Raw genomic sequence first — 15,724 nt, 5'->3', positions numbered from 1 at the left:
AATGCCAAACTCGATCCGAAAAAGCGACAGCGCGCGCAGCGTGGCTCGCCGCAGTTTTCTCGCTTTCGGTGCGCTCGCGGTGGCAGGAACGGCGCTCGCCGCCTGCACTGCACCGCAAGCGGATGCCGCCGCAGTCACGACGGAAACTCCCAACGACACCGACATCGGTTTCTACACCGATATGGCGCTGCACCACGAGCAAGCGCTCGCCATGTGCCAGCGTGTCATCGGCCGGGATAACGGAGATTCCGTGCAGTCGTTGGCCGCCGACATCCTGCAGAACCAGTCCTTTGAACGTGGTGTGATGCACACCTGGCTCACGGTCTGGGGCGAAAGCACGGCTCCACCCGAAACCGTCATGGGCTGGATGGGCATGGAGATGCCGGCCACAGAAATGATGGGCCTCGCCAGTGATGATCAAATGAGTTCCCTGGCAACCACCACCGGTCTAACGCAAGGACGGCTCTTTCTTACCCTCATGCGCGCTCACCACGTCGGTGGAGTGTACATGGCCGAAATGGCGAACGAGAATGCTGCAATCGCCACCGTGCGCGCGACTGCAGAACGCATGGCGACCATCCAGAACTATGAAATCGGCATTATCGATCAACTACTCGCGACGACGTACGCCTAACTCACCGCAGTTTTCATGGACGCGACACAATCAGTCTGGGTTTCAAATACTCGTGTGGCGCGCTGTGAACGGTCGTGACGCACCAGCCCCGAGTAGCTAATCTGGATGAATGAATGCGTGCCCCTGCCAATCGTCCGAAACCTACGACGCTTGCTGCGGCCGGTTCCATCGCGGTGAAGCACTCGCTCCCACCGCTGAACGCCTCATGCGCTCGCGGTATAGCGCTTATGCAGTGGGGGACACTGCCTACCTTCTGAAGACTTGGCATCCGTCGACCCGGCCCGCAACGCTGGAACTTGAACCGGATGTGCGCTGGTTTCGCCTCGACATCGTCTCCCGCACGCGCGGAGGCCTGTTCGACACCACCGGTACCGTCGAATTTCGCGCCCACTGTCGGCACGATGGCGGGGCCGACCAGCAACACGAAAACAGCAACTTTGTGCGCGAAAACGGCGCTTGGCTTTACGTCAACGCCGTCTAACTAGTGAAAACCAAGGAGAACCGGTGAACTACATACTCTCGATTGATCAGGGCACCACAAGCACCCGCGCAATCATTTTCGACCACGATGCCAAGCCCGTCACCTCCGGCCAGCTTGAACACGACCAAATCTTCCCCAAAGCGGGCTGGGTCGAACATGACCCCGTGCAGATTTGGAACAACACGCGCGAAGTCATTGGGCAGGCCCTCTCTAAAGCAAACATCACCCGTCACAGCATCGCGGCTGTCGGCATCACGAATCAGCGCGAAACCGCAATCATCTGGGATCGTGCCACCGGCAAACCGGTGTACAACGCCATTGTCTGGCAAGACACGCGCACTCAGTCGATCATTGACCGGATCGCGGGTGGCGACACCGACCGGTTCAAGAAAACCACCGGCCTTCCTCTGGCAACGTATTTCTCCGCATCCAAAATTGTCTGGATGCTCGACAACGTCGACGGAGTCCGCGAACGCGCGGAAGCCGGTGAGCTCGCCTTCGGAACCCCCGATACCTGGTTGCTGTGGAATCTCACTGGCGGCACTGACGGCGGGGTGCACACCACCGATGTGACCAACGCCAGCAGAACTCTACTCATGGACCTTGCAACCCTCTCGTGGAGTGAGGAGATCCTTGCGGAGCTCAACATTCCCGCGTCGCTCATGCCCGAGATTCGTAGTTCTTCGGAGGTGTACGGCACCGTTTCGAGTTCAAGCTTGCTGCGCGAAGTACCGGTCGCTGGCATCCTCGGCGATCAGCAGGCAGCGACTTTCGGCCAAGCCGCCTTCGACGCTGGTGAATCCAAAAACACTTATGGCACTGGTAATTTTTTGCTGACAAATACCGGCACCGATATTGTGCATTCCGACAATGGCCTCATCACCACGCTTGCCTACCAACTCGGCGACGCGGCCCCGCGGTATGCCATTGAAGGTTCGATCGCCGTGACCGGCTCGCTCGTGCAGTGGCTACGAGACAATCTGGGCATTATTTCTCGCTCCGAAGATGTTGAAGCACTCGCGGCATCCGTCGACGACAACGGTGGCGTCTACTTTGTCCCCGCATTTTCGGGACTTTTCGCCCCACATTGGCGACCGGATGCTCGGGGAGCGATTCTCGGACTCACCCGTTTCGCCAACAAGGGACATATCGCTCGTGCAGCGCTCGAAGCGACCGCGTTCCAAACGAGTGATGTCGTCGACGCGGCCAATGCGGATGCCGATGTCGCAATGACCGAATTACGTGTCGATGGCGGCATGGTTGCTAACGCTGCGCTCATGCAATTTCAGGCGGACATTCTTGGTCTACCGGTAGTGCGCCCTGTTGTTGCGGAGACGACGGCACTCGGCGCCGCCTACGCTGCCGGTCTTGCTGTTGGCTTTTGGAACGGAATCGACGAGCTTAGGGCCAATTGGCAAGAAGGTGAACGGTGGGAGCCGAGCATGCCTGCTGAAGAACGCGACCGACTGCTGCGCAATTGGAAAAAGGCAATCTCCAAAACCTTGGATTGGGTTGACGAAGATACCGACTGATCAGGGTCAGCGATTAGTCGCCGCGACCCATTCTTCGAGCTTCGCACTCGCCCGTCCAGAATCTACCAAGTCTTCTGCCCGGTCGAGTTGTTCCCGAAGACGCGCCAATAGGGGTCGCTGGCTCTGTTCGTGATCCTGCGCCAGGCTGAACGATGCCATTCCTGCCGCAGCGTTGAGCAGCACAACGTCACGCGCCGGCGTTTTTTCACCGGCGAGAACAGAACGGATGACGTTTGCGTTGTATTCGGGATCCTTGCCCAGCAGCGCCTCGATCGGCGCGCGCGGAATCCCCAGCTCCAGCGGGTCAAGGTCGTGTTCCGTCACGAATCCCCGCGACACTTCCCAGACGTGACTGTGACCGGTAGTCGTGAGTTTGTCGATTCCGTCGTCTCCGCGATACACGAGGGCTGTTGCTCCACGCGTCTGGAATACTCCGACGAGCAAACTGACGCGCTCACGACTTCCCACGCCCACGGCTGATGCCTGAGGTCGCGCCGGGTTGCATAACGGGCCAAGAATATTGAAGAGGGTGGGAATTCCGAGTTCGCGCCGGGTCGGTCCAGCGTGCGCGAAGCCCGGGTGAAAAAGTGCCGCATAGACAAAAGTTATGCCGACCTCGCGGAGCACCTCAGCGACCCGTTCGGGAGTGAGGTCGAGATTCAACCCGAGAGAACTCAGAACATCGGATGCTCCGCTCTTGCTACTGGCCCCCCTATTGCCGTGTTTAACCACCGGCACATCATCCGCCGCCGCAATGATGGACGCTACTGACGAGATATTTAGTACTGCGCCGTAGGGGTCTCCCCCGGTCCCCACGATGTCGAGAGCCATGGGATCTACTGGCAAGGGCACGGCACTAGCTAGCGCAGCATCCCGGAAACCCACGATTTCATCGACTGTCTCACCTTTGATCCGCAACGCGATAAGCATGGCCGCAAGCTGCGCCGAAGTAGATTCTCCATTCATCACCGACTTCATTGCCCATTCGGCTTGACTTATTGATAAATCGTTGCCGGAAACGAGCGAAGTGAGAATTTCGGGCCAAGTTTGCGTAGATGCCATAAAGGAAATCCTAACGATGCAGCGCGACTGGCCGGGGATGGAAAAACGAACTCCGAGATATCAGCCATAATAGAGAGGTGACCACAGCTGCCCTCAATCGCTCGCTCGGAGCCCAGTCTGTCCAACGACCGAACACTGTTGCGGTCGGAACCATTGTCTGGCTCGGAAGCGAGGTGATGTTCTTCGCTGGCCTCTTTGCTATTTACTTCACCTTGAAGTCGACTTCGCCTGGACTATGGGCGGAGCAAACAGAGAAGCTCAACGTGCCGTTCGCGACCACGATCACGATCATCCTCGTGTTGTCGTCGGTGACGTGCCAGTTTGGAGTCTTCGCCGCCGAGCGCATGCAAGTACATCGCACCGGCAAGCTTTTCGACATGCGCAAATGGGGAATGACTGAGTGGTTCTTCCTCACTTACGCCATGGGCGCCGTGTTCGTTACCGGCAAGTCTTCGAGTACGCAACGCTCGTCTCCGAGCACGTGAGTCTCTCGAGTGATTCCTACGGCTCGGCCTTCTACATCACTACCGGATTCCACGGTCTCCACGTGGCCGGCGGTCTCATCGCCTTCCTGCTCGTGCTCGGTCGCGGTTTCGCTGTCAAGAAATTCGGCCACAAAGAAGCGACAACGGCAATCGTTGTCTCTTACTACTGGCACTTCGTCGACGTGGTCTGGATCGGCCTCTTCCTCATCATCTACGTACTCAAATGAGAAACGGAAATAAAGTAATGGCCACATCGGCAGCCCGCGCATCTCGCAACTCTCGAGCTGTGGGCCGACGTCACCCCCTTGCGACCGTAGCCCTGCTGCTCGTCGCTCTGGTGGGCACGGGAGGCGCCTATGCGCTCTTTACCTCCAGTGCTACCGCAGAAACGAGCGCCTCGGCTGAAGCGCTTGTTGAAGAGGGCGGCAAACTTTTCGCGGCAAACTGTGCAACCTGCCACGGTCTTGACCTTGAGGGCACCACTCAGGGACCAACGCTCATCGGTGTTGGTGCAGCTGCGACCGACTTCCAGGTTGGCACCGGTCGTATGCCACTCGCAATCTCTGGCCCGCAAGCGGAAAAAAAGCCTGTTCAGTTCACAGAAGAACAAATCCTGGCGCTGTCAGTCTTCGTTGCTGCTCAGGGCCCCGGTCCGGCAATCCCTGCTGACATGTATCTCACGGGCAAAGGCTATGACGTCTCGAACGGCGCCGAGCTATTCCGCATCAACTGCGCAATGTGCCACAACGTCGCTGGTGCTGGTGGAGCTCTCACCGAAGGCAAGTTTGCTCCTTCACTGGCCGACGTGACTCCGAAGCACGCCTACGAGGCAATGCTCACCGGTCCACAGAACATGCCTGTATTCAACGACACCAACCTCTCTCCCGAGGAAAAGGCCGACATCATCACGTACCTCAAGTACCTCGATGAGACGCCTTCCGTCGGTGGATTCACTCTCGGATCACTCGGTCCGGTATCTGAGGGCCTGTTCATTTGGATTTTTGGTCTCGGCGCGATCGTGGCAATCACGGTCTGGCTCACGGCTAAGTCAAACTAGTTAGCGGCCGCTACACAGCGGACGGTTGAAGGGATAAGAATGGCAGACGACCACGGCGACACCGCCGGCAGCAAGGCTGCGGGTAAGGACGTCGCGCAGCACAGCGCACCTGCATACGATGCAGGTACCGCTGTCGTCGCGAGCGAAGAGGTACCCAACCCAGGGTTCCCGCCGTACCGCCCACGCGTGACGGATCTCGACCCCAAGGTCGACAAGCAGCAGGAGCGTCGCGTTTCTGCTCTGTTCTTTGTTTCCATCATTGGAAGCGTGCTGGCTGTTGCCGCGTACATTGTTTTCCCGATCATTCCGGGAGACATGGACTCGGTGCGCAATAACACGCTGTTCCTCGGTCTCGGCATCACGCTCGGGCTTCTGGGAATCGGTATCGGTGCCGTTCACTGGTCGAAGGCTCTCATGGAGGGTCACGATCTCGTTGAACAGCGCCACAGCACACGCGGTAGCGAAGAGACACGCGCGAAAGCCCTTGAGGTGTTCACTCTTGGCAACAAGGAGTCTGGTTTCGGCCGTCGCACCATGTTGCGCAACACGCTCATCGGCGCCCTCGTCGTGACTCCGTTGCCTGCAATCGTGCTGTTCCGCGACTTGGCTCCCGCCGATGACCCGGTAAAGCTGCTCAAGCACACCTTCTGGGAGCCGGGCATGCGCCTCACCCGCGACCCCAGCGGCACACCCATCAAGGCATCAGACCTCACGCTGGGCTCAGCATTCCAAGTGATTCCTGATGGCATCAATGATTCTGAGCACCGCATCGAGGAGAAGGCGAAGGCAGCTGTACTCCTCGTTCGTCTCAAGCCAGAAGAGCTCGAGATCTCAGAGGGCCGCGAAAACTGGAGCTACGACGGAATCGTCGCCTACTCCAAAATTTGCACCCACGTCGGATGCCCGGTTGCTCTTTATGAGCAGCAAACACATCACCTGCTGTGCCCCTGCCACCAGTCGCAGTTTGACATCAAGCGTGAAGCAGCCGTGATCTTCGGACCAGCAAAACGTCCACTTCCTCAATTGCCGATTTCGGTCGACTCCGAGGGCTACCTCATCGCAACGAGCGACTTCATGGAGCCAATCGGACCAAGCTTCTGGGAGCGCCAGCTATGACAACCACACAAACCCCAGACGCACAGTCGAAGTCGCGCGGACAGCGCTTCACCTCAGCTGCTGCGAACTACATTGACGAGCGCACCAGCATCTCAGGGCTCGTCAAAGAGGTGGGTCGCAAGATCTTCCCGGACCACTGGTCATTCATGCTCGGCGAGGTCGCTCTTTACAGCTTCATCGTCATCCTGCTCTCGGGAACGTTCCTTACGTTCTTCTTCCAGGCATCAATGGTCGAAGTGCACTACGACGGCTCTTACGCGCCGTTGAAGGGTATTGAGATGTCGGCCGCGATGGCGTCGACGCTCGACATCTCCTTCGACATCCGCGGCGGACTCCTCATGCGCCAGGTGCACCACTGGGCGGCGCTCCTGTTCGTGGCATCCATCGGTCTGCACATGCTCCGTGTGTACTTCACTGGCGCGTTCCGCAAGCCGCGTGAAATCAACTGGTTCATTGGATTCGTGCTCTTCATCCTCGCGATGGCTGAAGGCTTCACCGGTTACTCGCTCCCCGATGACCTGCTCTCCGGTAACGGACTGCGCATCATCGACGGAATGGTCAAGGGTATTCCGGTCATCGGAACGTGGATCTCGTACCTGCTATTTGGTGGAGAGTTCCCGGGAGTTGACATCGTCAGCCGCCTTTACATTCTGCACATTATGCTGCTGCCGGCGATTATTATTGCCGCGCTCGGCGTTCACATGCTGTTGTTGGTAATCAACAAGCACACGCAGTTTGCTGGCCCGGGCCACACCAACGACAATGTCGTCGGTTCACCGGTCATGCCTGGCTTCGCAGCGAAGGCTGGTGGATTCTTCTTCATCGTCTTCGGCGTCATCACCTTGATCGCATCGACGTTCTCGATCAACCCGGTATGGGTCTATGGACCGTACGACCCCTCCCTGTTTCAGCAGGTACTCAACCTGACTGGTACATCGGATTCGCCGACGGCGCCCTGCGACTTGTTCCGCCCGGGTGGGAGACCGAATGGTTCGGTTTCACCTGGTCGTTCAACATCATTGCGCCGCTGGTGATCTTGGGGCTCTTCATCGCGATCGTTGCCTTCTACCCCTTCATTGAGGCATGGATCACCGGCGACAAGCGTGAGCACCACATCGCTGACCGCCCTCGCAATGCTCCGACCCGCACCGCAGTTGGTGCAGCAGGCGTAACCTTCTACGCGGTCCTCTGGGCCGCAGCCAGTTCTGACTTGATAGCGACGCATTTCAAGCTGTCTATCGAAGGGGTTATTCACTCCTGTCAAGCCCTGCTCATCTTCGGACCGATCATCGCGTACTTCATTACCAAGCGCGTCTGCATCGGCCTGCAGAAGAAGGATCGCGAGATTGCGCTCCACGGCTACGAGTCCGGTCGGATCGTGCGCTTGCCACACGGAGAATACATCGAAGTTCACGAGCAGCTTGATGAGTACGAGCGTTGGAAGCTCGTCAACTACACCGACTACAAGCCGCTCCAGATCACGCCAAATGCCGATGGAAAGATCTCCAACGGCCAGCGGTTGCGAGCAGCTGTCTCTCAGTGGTTCTTCGAAGACCGCATCGCTCCTGTTTCACAGCGCGAAATCGAACAGTCGAAGGATGAGCACCACTAGCTCATTCCGCACTATGTAACAGTAGGCCCTGACAGACACCGTCTGTCGGGGCCCACTGTCGTTAACAGACGCAAGAAAGCCGCATGCGTAGCCGTGCGCGGCCTTCAACGCTGCAGCCAGCCGGGAACGATCAAGCACAGCGTCACCGAACCGGTCCAACGACAGAGCATCTACCCACGAAAGTCGTGAGCGTACTATCGCGTCATGATGATAACCTGCTCACCACACCGTCATTGCCTCGCTCGATAGCGCCGCTCTCGAATGCCGCACGTGAAGCCAATTGGGCTCCGTGCTGGGGCCTTTTATTGCCATCGTGCATAGCGATCGGTAACGCCGCAATTCGTCCACCCACCGGTAACGGTACCGAGACAGCGCTATTCGTTTGTCGTCGATAACGAACATTTCGAGCACACGAATTTGCAGCTCAGGAACCACGACTTTGACCGTGGGCTGACTTGGTCGGGTGAAATCGACCCGAAGGTGGCCGTGGGGTCTACTTCTGGGATCCATCCAAGCACCGACTTCGACTCACTACCGGGGCCGCTTCTGACGAAGGCACGAAGGCACGAAGCGTTGTGCCTACATCGGAGCACAGCTCGCTGCAGCTGAATCAAGAGAGCAACCCTGGCAGGCGGTAGCCCCTTTAGGTTTGTTACTGACGCGAGTAGACCTACGCCCTCTGCTGGAACGCAACGGTCTCTGGCAACTTTTCTACTCGAAAACGCGCTTAAGAAAGTCAGCCGTCGAGCGGTAGCCGATACGCTCGAAGAAATCTGCCGAGCCGCGACTGGGAACCGTGAGCTGACGCACGCCGCGCTCGAGACATACCGCCTCGACCGCCTCAACTAGACGCGTGCCGATGCCGGAACTCTGCACCGTGCTGTCGACTACAAGCTCCTGCAGCTGGGCCGAACTTCCATTGGTATGGAGAAGGTGGGCAATGGTTGCGAAGGCGTATCCAACTACCCCAGCTTCAGGCTGCTCCGCGACCAACATGAGGGTGGTCGCCTTGTCATCGACAGCATGCTCGAAAGTGGCGCCAAATGCCGCACGATCGGGCGCGTATTCAGTGCCCAACTGCTTGAGCAACTCAAAGACTGAGCCCGCGTCTGCAGCTGTAGCGGAACGAATCTGCACGGACTTAGCGTGCGAAGTAACCGCGGTAGTACTCATACGTCCACCCTACGAGGCTAACGATGAGCAGGCCGAGGCCAATGAAAGCGATCCAGAAACCGATTGCAACTCCGAGGAAAATCAACGATGTAGCGCCGGCAAGAATGATCGGCCACCAGCTCCACGGGCTGAAATGACCTTGTTCGGCATCACCGTCTTCGATGTTGGCGTCGGCACGATCTTCTGCGAGCTCGGCACCTTGTGCGCTGTGTACCTTACCGAGGTAGAACGCGATGAGGGCCCAAAGCAACCCGCTGAGGAGCAGCGCAATGGTTCCCGCCCATTCAACGCGCTGATGTGCTTGGTCGAGAAGCGACCACACTGTGTAGAGGCCGGAGAGGAAGAGGAAGAATACGGTAAGTATCCAATAGAGCTTGACGTTCGCATTCATGGACTACTTCACCTTCTCATCTGCGAGATCATAAACGGGTGCCTCCGGGGCATCCTTGCCTGGGCCGATGCCCACGGGAATTCCCGCCTCGGGATGGTTCAAGTCGAAGGCAGGAGATTCTGAACGGATACGCGGAATCGACGTGAAGTTGTGGCGCGGCGGCGGGCAGCTTGTAGCCCACTCCAGCGAGCGTCCATAGCCCCAAGGGTCATCAACGGTCACCTTCGGTGCCTTGCGCGCCGTGACGTACACGTTGTACAGGAACGGAATCATCGATACCGCCAAGATGAAGGCACCAATTGTAGATACCTGGTTCATCCACGTCACTCCATCTTCTTCGAGATAGGTGCGGTAACGACGGGGCAGAGCGACAACGCCGGCCCAGTGCTGGATAAGGAACGTGGTGTGGAAGCCGATGAAGAGCAACCAGAAGTGGATCTTTCCGAGACGCTCATTGAGCATCTTTCCTGTCCACTTGGGCCACCAGAAGTAGAAGCCGCTGAACATTGCAAAGACGACGGTTCCGAAGACTACGTAGTGGAAGTGAGCCACAACGAAGTAAGTGTCCGAAACATGGAAGTCGAGCGGCGGGCTAGCGAGAATGACACCGGTGAGGCCACCGAACGTGAAAGTGACCAGGAAGCCGAGCGCCCACAACATGGGAGTTTCAAAGGTAATTGAGCCTCGCCACAGAGTACCGACCCAGTTGAAGATCTTCACCCCTGTCGGCACCGCGATCAACATTGTCATGAGCGAGAAGAACGGCAAGAGAACCGAACCCGTCACGTACATGTGGTGTGCCCAGACCGTCACTGACAACGCAGCGATCGAAATCGTCGCGTAGATCAGAGTGGTATAGCCGAAGATCGGCTTGCGGCTAAAGACCGGGAACACCTCGGAGACAATTCCGAAGAACGGAAGCGCGATGATGTAGACCTCGGGGTGTCCGAAGAACCAGAACAGGTGTTGCCAAAGAATCACGCCCCCGTTCGCGGGATCGTATATATGACCACCCGCGACTCGGTCCATGCCGAGACCGAACATGGCTGCAGCAAGAACGGGGAAGGCCATGAGGATCAGCAACGAGGTGACCAACGTGTTCCACGTGAAGATTGGCATGCGGAACATGGTCATTCCCGGCGCACGCATCGTGATGATGGTCGTGATGAAGTTGACCGCACCAAGGATAGTTCCGAAACCGCTCATCGCGAGCCCGAATACCCAGAGGTTTCCACCGATTCCGGGCGAGAACGTGGTGCTGGAGAGCGGTGCGTAGGCGAACCAACCGAACGATGCGGCACCCTGCGGGGTAAGGAAGCCAGCGACCGCGATCAGCGACCCGAAGCTATAGAGCCAGTAAGCGAAAGCGTTCAATCGCGGGAATGCCACGTCTGGTGCACCAATTTGCAGTGGCATCAAAACGTTTGCAAAACCTGCGAATAGCGGCGTCGCGAACATGAGCAACATGATCGTGCCGTGCATCGTGAACAACTGGTTGTACTGCTCACCGGTAGCAACGACAGACAAGCCAGGCTCAAACAACTGAGCCCGGATGACTAACGCCATCACACCACCAAGAAGGAAGTAGAAGAAGGAAGTGATCAGGTACATGTACCCGATGGTTTTGTGGTCAGTCGAGGTGACCCAATTCACCAAGACGTTGCCCTTATGTTCGACGCTCATGAGCCCTATTCCTCGTCGCTACTGCCGTTGCCGGGCAAATTTTGGTTCACGTTGTAATCAAGACCGAGCTGACCCTCGTAGCCTGCTGAGCGCTGGGCTTCGATGTAGTCCTCATACTCCGTCTCGGAGACGACCTTGACCGTGAAGAGCATGAGCGAGTGGTACTCGCCGCAGAGCTCAGCGCACTTACCTTGGTAGGTGCCTTCCTTGGTTGGGATGAAGTACATGTAGTTGCTCTTGCCAGGGATCATGTCCTTCTTGTACAAGAAGTCGACCACCCAGAAGGAATGAATTACGTCACGAGATTCAATCTTGATTTCGACCTTCTTGTCGACAGGCAGAACCAATTGCGGCAATGAATCTACATTGATTGTGCCATCGGGGTTGAAGTCAGCCTGAACGCCGGGGCTATACACGTTGTCGTCTGTGTAGTTGAAATCCCAAGCCCAACGCTTGCCAATGACTTCGATGGAAACGTCGGGGTTAACCTCGACCTTTTCAATCGCTGCCTGGTCACGAGCGGTGAACGCAAAGAAACCGATTACCAGGATCAGCGGCACAACCGTGTAGAAGATCTCGATCGGCATGTTGTAGCGAAGCTGAACCGGGAGTCCGGTCTGGCCCCGACGGCGACGGTACACAACGGCAGCCCAGATGATGAGGCCCCACGTGATGACACCCACGATCAGAAGAACGATCCACGACGTCACCCACAGTCCGATGATGCTACTCGTGTGGTTGGTGGTATCGGGACTACCAGGCAAGTAACCCTGAAGCTGATCTTGGGTACACCCGGCCAACACCAGCGTTGTAACCAGAGCGATGGGGATTGCTGCCCATCGATTTCGGCGGTTGGAGCGCACCTGAGACCTCTCGAAGAACACGGACTAATACCTTTCCAGTCTATATGGAGCTAGCGGGGGTAAGGATTACCGGCTCGCCCCACACAAGCGAAAAGGTGCACCAATTGGGCGCACCTTCTCAAAAAATTGCCGCGAAATTAGTTGAAGCTGTCGCCGCAGGCGCAGCTACCCTCCGCATTCGGGTTGTCGATAGTGAAGCCCTGCTTCTCGATCGTGTCTTCAAAGTCAATGCTCGCGCCATCAAGGTACGGAACACTCATTTTATCGACAACGACCTCGACACCGTCACCGAAGTCACGGCTGACATCGCCATCGAGAGTGCGCTCATCGAAATAGAGCTGGTAAATGAGTCCCGAGCATCCGCCCGGCTGCACAGCCAAACGCAAACGCAGGTCATCACGACCTTCTTGCGACATGAGGCTACGAACCTTGTTCGAGGCAGCCTCCGTGAGCGCGACCCCGTGGGTGGCAGTTTCAACAGCGGATTCAGTCATGCAGCAATTCTACGCCCGACGCTCCAACTTTGCGAGCAGCAACGCCTCCGTGAGGATGGCGCGCTTGAAGACTCCGAGGTGCAGAGACTCGTTGGGGCTATGTGCTCGCGACTCCGGATCTTCCACTCCGGTCACCAGAATTTGCGCTTCGGGGAACACCTCAACGAGATCAGAAATGAACGGAATCGAGCCGCCAATTCCGGTCTCGAGGGGTTCGTTGCCCCACGCCTCCTGCATTGCAGTCTTGACGACTTCAACAGCCCAGCCACTGGTGTCGACCAAGAAAGGGCTGCCGCGATCGACATCCGAGATCTCGAGATGAGCGCCGAAGGGCGCATTCGCCTCAAGATGAGATCGCAGCGCTTCGAATGCGTCATCAGGGTCTTGACCTGGAGCGATTCGCGCGCTGAGCTTCACTGTCACCGCTGGCGATAGCGTATTGGATGCGTTCATGACGCTCGGCGCGTCGATTCCCGTGATCGTTATCGCTGGCTTATCCCATAGGCGGCTGAGCACGCTGCCCGTGCCCACCGAGGAAACACCGTCGAGCAATCCTGCTTCATGTCGAAGCTTCTCTTCGCTGTACTCCGGCGTCTGCCCGTCGCGGCTGGTGAGGCCCTCGACGGCAACCGCGCCATTTTCATCGTGCAGGGTTGCGAGGAGCTTAATCGTCGCGAGCATTGCATCCGGAACCGCTCCCCCGAACATGCCAGAGTGTGACGCGTGGGCGAGTGTCGATACCTTCAACTTGAATGTCACGTTGCCGCGCAATCCAACCGTCAGTGACGGGGTAGTGATATCCCAATTGTCGGAGTCGGCCACGACAATCACGTCGGCAGCAAGCTTCTCGCGGTTCTCGGTGATGAAGTTGGCAAAAGAACGCGAACCGAATTCTTCTTCGCCCTCAAAAAAGGCAACAAGGCCGAGATCGAAATCTTCACCAACGGTCGCGACGAACGCGCGGATTGCAGCAACATGCGCCATGATGCCCGCTTTGTCATCCGCAGCACCCCGACCATAAAGACGGTCGCCTCGCACGGTGGGCTCGAATGGCGGCGAATCCCAATCTGCATCCTGGCCGGGAGGCTGTACGTCATGGTGTGCATAAAGAAGGATCGTTGGCTTCCCGTTTTTGGCCTTGCGCGTCGCCAGAACGGCCGGATGCCCCAGCGTTGTCCCGTCGATCGGCGCCCGAGCAAGTTCGACGCTGTCAAAGACACCGATGCCCTCGATCATCGCTTTGGCCGTCTCGGCGCTGCGGTGAACGTGCTCAGGATCGAAGCCATCCCACGAGACAGAGGGGATACGAACTAGCGTTGACAACTCCGCAATTGTTGCCGGCATCGCGGCATCAACAGCTTCGGAAAGCGAGTCGAGCAAAGGATCAAGAGTGTTCGACGCGGAGGTCGGCTGCGGCGTGTGAGTCATACGGGTAATCTTAGATCGACATCAACGCAAGGAACTCAGTGGCAAAAGCATCTTCGAACGACAAAAACCCAACTCCCGATTCCTCGGCCGACCACGAAAGCGTCACGGGAAAGGGTCGCCCTACCCCGACACGTAAAGAGCGCGAAGCCGCGAATCTGCGCCCGCTCGTTTCCAACGACCGCAAAGAAGCTCGCCGCCAAGCCCGCACCCAAATGCAGGGCGAGCGAGAGCGTGCCCGTGTCGGCATGGCAAATGGCGAAGAAAAGTTTCTGCCTATACGAGACCGTGGGCCGCAGAAGCGCTACGTTCGCGACTACGTTGATGCCCGCTTTAGCGTCGGAGAGCTACTGGTTCCCGCGATGTTTATCGTCATTATCTTGACCGTCATCCCCCAACCAGAGTTGCAGGTCTTCGGACTATTCGCACTGTGGGGATTCTTCTTTATCGCAGCGATTGATGCCATCTTGCTCGGGCTACGTGTTCGCCGCAAGATTGTCGAGAAGTTTGGCGAGTCGCATGCCGAGAAGGTTCGTTGGTACGCAGCGATGCGATCGCTCCAGTTGCGTATTATGCGACTGCCCAAACCGCAGGTAAAGCGCGGACAGTTCCCCCACTAGCTCGCTGCGTCTCGAACTGTGCGATCTCTAAACCGCTCGCTCTGCGCGAAGGATCTGCGCAAGCTTGCGGTTTATCGATCGAGCCCAGAATGGCCCGCGATAGATAAAGCCGGTGTAGCCCTGAACCAGAGTTGCCCCTTCTCGGAGTCGCTGGGCTACGTCGTCAGCAGTCTCCACCCCACCGACGGAGATCACGCAGAACTCGGGCGGAACGACGGCTCGGATGATGCGCAATAGTTCCAACGACCGCGCCGCGACGGGTCTTCCGGACACTCCACCGGCTCCCGCCGCCTCAACAATCTCTGGCGCGGTTGCCAACCCCTCGCGTGAGAGCGTCGTATTTGTCGCGATAATGCCGTCAAGCTCGCCTACCGCTAGTCGAGCGATTGCCTGCGCTTCGTCATCGGAGACGTCTGGCGCAATCTTCACCAATACCGGGGTGTCACCTGCTGCCGCCTTCACTGCGGTGAGCAGCGGCTTCAGCATGTCGATCTCTTGCAATCCACGGAGCCCCGGGGTATTTGGCGAACTCACGTTCACCACGAGGTAGTCGGCGAGAGGAGCAAGCGCGCGAGCGCTCGTCAGATAGTCCGCAACCGCATTCTCGACGGCCACAACGCGGGACTTTCCGATATTGATACCGATCACCGGCCGCTCGCTTCGGCGGCGTGCGCGCTGGATTACCGCAGCCGCTTTTACGGCACCTGCATTGTTGAAACCCATGCGGTTGATGACGCCATGGTCGGCAACCAACCGAAAGAGTCGAGGTTTCGGATTGCCTGGCTGCGGAAGCGCGGTGATCGTTCCGACCTCAACATGGCTGAAACCCAATTGCCACAGTCCTTGGATGCCTACTCCTGATTTATCGAATCCGGCGGCCACGCCGAACGGAGAATCAAAGCTAAGACCCAGCGTCTCGACGCGCAATAGCGGGTCGGGTTCGCGGCGCAACATTCGGCCGATCCCGATCGCGGGAAGCGCTCGAATCACCGAAAACGCCAACGAGTGAGCGAACTCAGGATCTAGTCGCTTGAGAACAGTGCGAAAGAAAAATGGATACATAGGCGACGGTGCTCTCAGCGATAGAAGAAGTGTT

14 protein-coding genes and 2 pseudogenes are annotated in these 15,724 nt (G+C 57.8%); 8 read left to right on the top strand and 8 right to left on the bottom strand.

Annotated elements, in window-relative coordinates; all coding sequences use genetic code 11:
• Position 1 precedes the first annotated feature (1 nt).
• The 3 genes from ON14_RS01020 to glpK all read left to right on the top strand — a co-directional run bounded on the left by ON14_RS01020 (position 2) and on the right by glpK (position 2,647).
• Positions 2 to 634: a DUF305 domain-containing protein gene (locus ON14_RS01020; protein WP_010202381.1), complete on the top strand. Its 633-nt coding sequence runs from the start codon at positions 2 to 4 to the stop codon at positions 632 to 634.
• A 109-nt stretch (positions 635 to 743) separates the two neighbouring features.
• Entirely contained in the window at positions 744 to 1,115 is a 372-nt protein-coding gene (locus tag ON14_RS01015) for a YchJ family protein (RefSeq protein ID WP_010202379.1), read from the top strand.
• Positions 1,116 to 1,138: 23 nt separating this feature from the next.
• A complete protein-coding gene (glpK, locus tag ON14_RS01010) occupies positions 1,139 to 2,647 on the top strand; it encodes a glycerol kinase GlpK (protein ID WP_010202377.1) in 1,509 nt (502 codons plus the stop codon).
• Between the two features lie 6 nt (positions 2,648 to 2,653).
• Here the strand turns inward: glpK and trpD are convergent, their stop codons facing one another.
• Positions 2,654 to 3,709, bottom strand: a complete 1,056-nt coding sequence (trpD, locus tag ON14_RS01005) for an anthranilate phosphoribosyltransferase (RefSeq protein WP_010202375.1) — start codon at positions 3,707 to 3,709, stop codon at positions 2,654 to 2,656.
• A gap of 77 nt (positions 3,710 to 3,786) precedes the next feature.
• Between trpD and ctaE the strand changes: the two are divergent.
• The 4 genes and pseudogenes from ctaE to qcrB all read left to right on the top strand — a co-directional run bounded on the left by ctaE (position 3,787) and on the right by qcrB (position 7,979).
• Positions 3,787 to 4,421: pseudogene (gene ctaE, locus ON14_RS01000) on the top strand (aa3-type cytochrome oxidase subunit III).
• A gap of 17 nt (positions 4,422 to 4,438) precedes the next feature.
• Positions 4,439 to 5,251 (top strand): cytochrome bc1 complex diheme cytochrome c subunit, encoded by an 813-nt coding sequence (qcrC, locus tag ON14_RS00995; protein ID WP_010202368.1) that lies wholly within the window; start codon positions 4,439 to 4,441, stop codon positions 5,249 to 5,251.
• Positions 5,252 to 5,290: 39 nt separating this feature from the next.
• Entirely contained in the window at positions 5,291 to 6,367 is a 1,077-nt protein-coding gene (gene qcrA, locus ON14_RS00990; protein WP_010202365.1) for a cytochrome bc1 complex Rieske iron-sulfur subunit, read from the top strand.
• Positions 6,364 to 7,979, top strand: a pseudogene (gene qcrB / locus ON14_RS00985) (cytochrome bc1 complex cytochrome b subunit). Before qcrA ends, qcrB begins: the two are co-directional and overlap by 4 nt.
• Positions 7,980 to 8,690: 711 nt before the next feature.
• Here the strand turns inward: qcrB and ON14_RS00980 are convergent.
• From ON14_RS00980 to ON14_RS00955, 6 genes are all read right to left on the bottom strand, one after another.
• A complete protein-coding gene (locus tag ON14_RS00980) occupies positions 8,691 to 9,152 on the bottom strand; it encodes a GNAT family N-acetyltransferase (protein ID WP_202800881.1) in 462 nt (153 codons plus the stop codon).
• The gene (locus ON14_RS00975; protein ID WP_010202363.1) at positions 9,121 to 9,543 is read right to left on the bottom strand and encodes a cytochrome c oxidase subunit 4; all 423 of its coding nucleotides are present in this window, start codon (positions 9,541 to 9,543) and stop codon (positions 9,121 to 9,123) included. Before ON14_RS00975 ends, ON14_RS00980 begins: the two co-directional genes overlap by 32 nt.
• A 3-nt stretch (positions 9,544 to 9,546) precedes the next feature.
• Positions 9,547 to 11,226, bottom strand: a complete 1,680-nt coding sequence (ctaD, locus tag ON14_RS00970) for an aa3-type cytochrome oxidase subunit I (protein WP_010202361.1) — start codon at positions 11,224 to 11,226, stop codon at positions 9,547 to 9,549.
• 5 nt (positions 11,227 to 11,231) lie between these two features.
• Positions 11,232 to 12,089 (bottom strand): aa3-type cytochrome oxidase subunit II, encoded by an 858-nt coding sequence (ctaC, locus tag ON14_RS00965; RefSeq protein WP_026037448.1) that lies wholly within the window; start codon positions 12,087 to 12,089, stop codon positions 11,232 to 11,234.
• 137 nt (positions 12,090 to 12,226) lie between these two features.
• Positions 12,227 to 12,583, bottom strand: a complete 357-nt coding sequence (locus ON14_RS00960; protein WP_010202357.1) for a HesB/IscA family protein — start codon at positions 12,581 to 12,583, stop codon at positions 12,227 to 12,229.
• Positions 12,584 to 12,592: 9 nt separating this feature from the next.
• Positions 12,593 to 14,011, bottom strand: coding sequence for a dipeptidase (locus ON14_RS00955; RefSeq protein WP_010202356.1), 1,419 nt, complete (start codon positions 14,009 to 14,011; stop codon positions 12,593 to 12,595).
• A 38-nt stretch (positions 14,012 to 14,049) separates the two neighbouring features.
• Here ON14_RS00955 and ON14_RS00950 point away from each other — a divergent pair, with 38 nt between their 5' ends.
• Positions 14,050 to 14,628, top strand: coding sequence for a DUF3043 domain-containing protein (locus ON14_RS00950; RefSeq protein WP_010202355.1), 579 nt, complete (start codon positions 14,050 to 14,052; stop codon positions 14,626 to 14,628).
• A 27-nt stretch (positions 14,629 to 14,655) separates the two neighbouring features.
• On the opposite strand, the gene ON14_RS00945 is transcribed toward ON14_RS00950, so the two are convergent.
• A complete protein-coding gene (locus ON14_RS00945; RefSeq protein WP_010202352.1) occupies positions 14,656 to 15,690 on the bottom strand; it encodes a quinone-dependent dihydroorotate dehydrogenase in 1,035 nt (344 codons plus the stop codon).
• Positions 15,691 to 15,724: the final 34 nt, after the last annotated feature.

It is taken from the genome of Salinibacterium sp. PAMC 21357, from assembly GCF_000247645.1.
Classification (GTDB): Bacteria; Actinomycetota; Actinomycetes; order Actinomycetales; family Microbacteriaceae; genus Rhodoglobus.
The sequence above is the reverse complement of the archived record's forward strand: the minus strand, read 5'-3'. Positions and strand labels throughout refer to the sequence as shown.

Bases quoted from the DNA above. Each gene is read 5' to 3' on its own strand.
- ON14_RS01020 (WP_010202381.1), top strand. From the start codon at position 2: ATGCCAAACTCGATCCGAAAAAGCGACAGCGCGCGCAGCGTGGCTCGC.
- ON14_RS01015 (WP_010202379.1), top strand. From the start codon at position 744: ATGAATGCGTGCCCCTGCCAATCGTCCGAAACCTACGACGCTTGCTGC.
- trpD (WP_010202375.1), bottom strand. From the start codon at position 3,709: ATGGCATCTACGCAAACTTGGCCCGAAATTCTCACTTCGCTCGTTTCC.
- qcrC (WP_010202368.1), top strand. From the start codon at position 4,439: ATGGCCACATCGGCAGCCCGCGCATCTCGCAACTCTCGAGCTGTGGGC.
- qcrA (WP_010202365.1), top strand. From the start codon at position 5,291: ATGGCAGACGACCACGGCGACACCGCCGGCAGCAAGGCTGCGGGTAAG.
- ON14_RS00980 (WP_202800881.1), bottom strand. From the start codon at position 9,152: ATGAGTACTACCGCGGTTACTTCGCACGCTAAGTCCGTGCAGATTCGT.
- ON14_RS00975 (WP_010202363.1), bottom strand. From the start codon at position 9,543: ATGAATGCGAACGTCAAGCTCTATTGGATACTTACCGTATTCTTCCTC.
- ctaD (WP_010202361.1), bottom strand. From the start codon at position 11,226: ATGAGCGTCGAACATAAGGGCAACGTCTTGGTGAATTGGGTCACCTCG.
- ON14_RS00960 (WP_010202357.1), bottom strand. From the start codon at position 12,583: ATGACTGAATCCGCTGTTGAAACTGCCACCCACGGGGTCGCGCTCACG.
- ON14_RS00955 (WP_010202356.1), bottom strand. From the start codon at position 14,011: ATGACTCACACGCCGCAGCCGACCTCCGCGTCGAACACTCTTGATCCT.
- ON14_RS00945 (WP_010202352.1), bottom strand. From the start codon at position 15,690: ATGTATCCATTTTTCTTTCGCACTGTTCTCAAGCGACTAGATCCTGAG.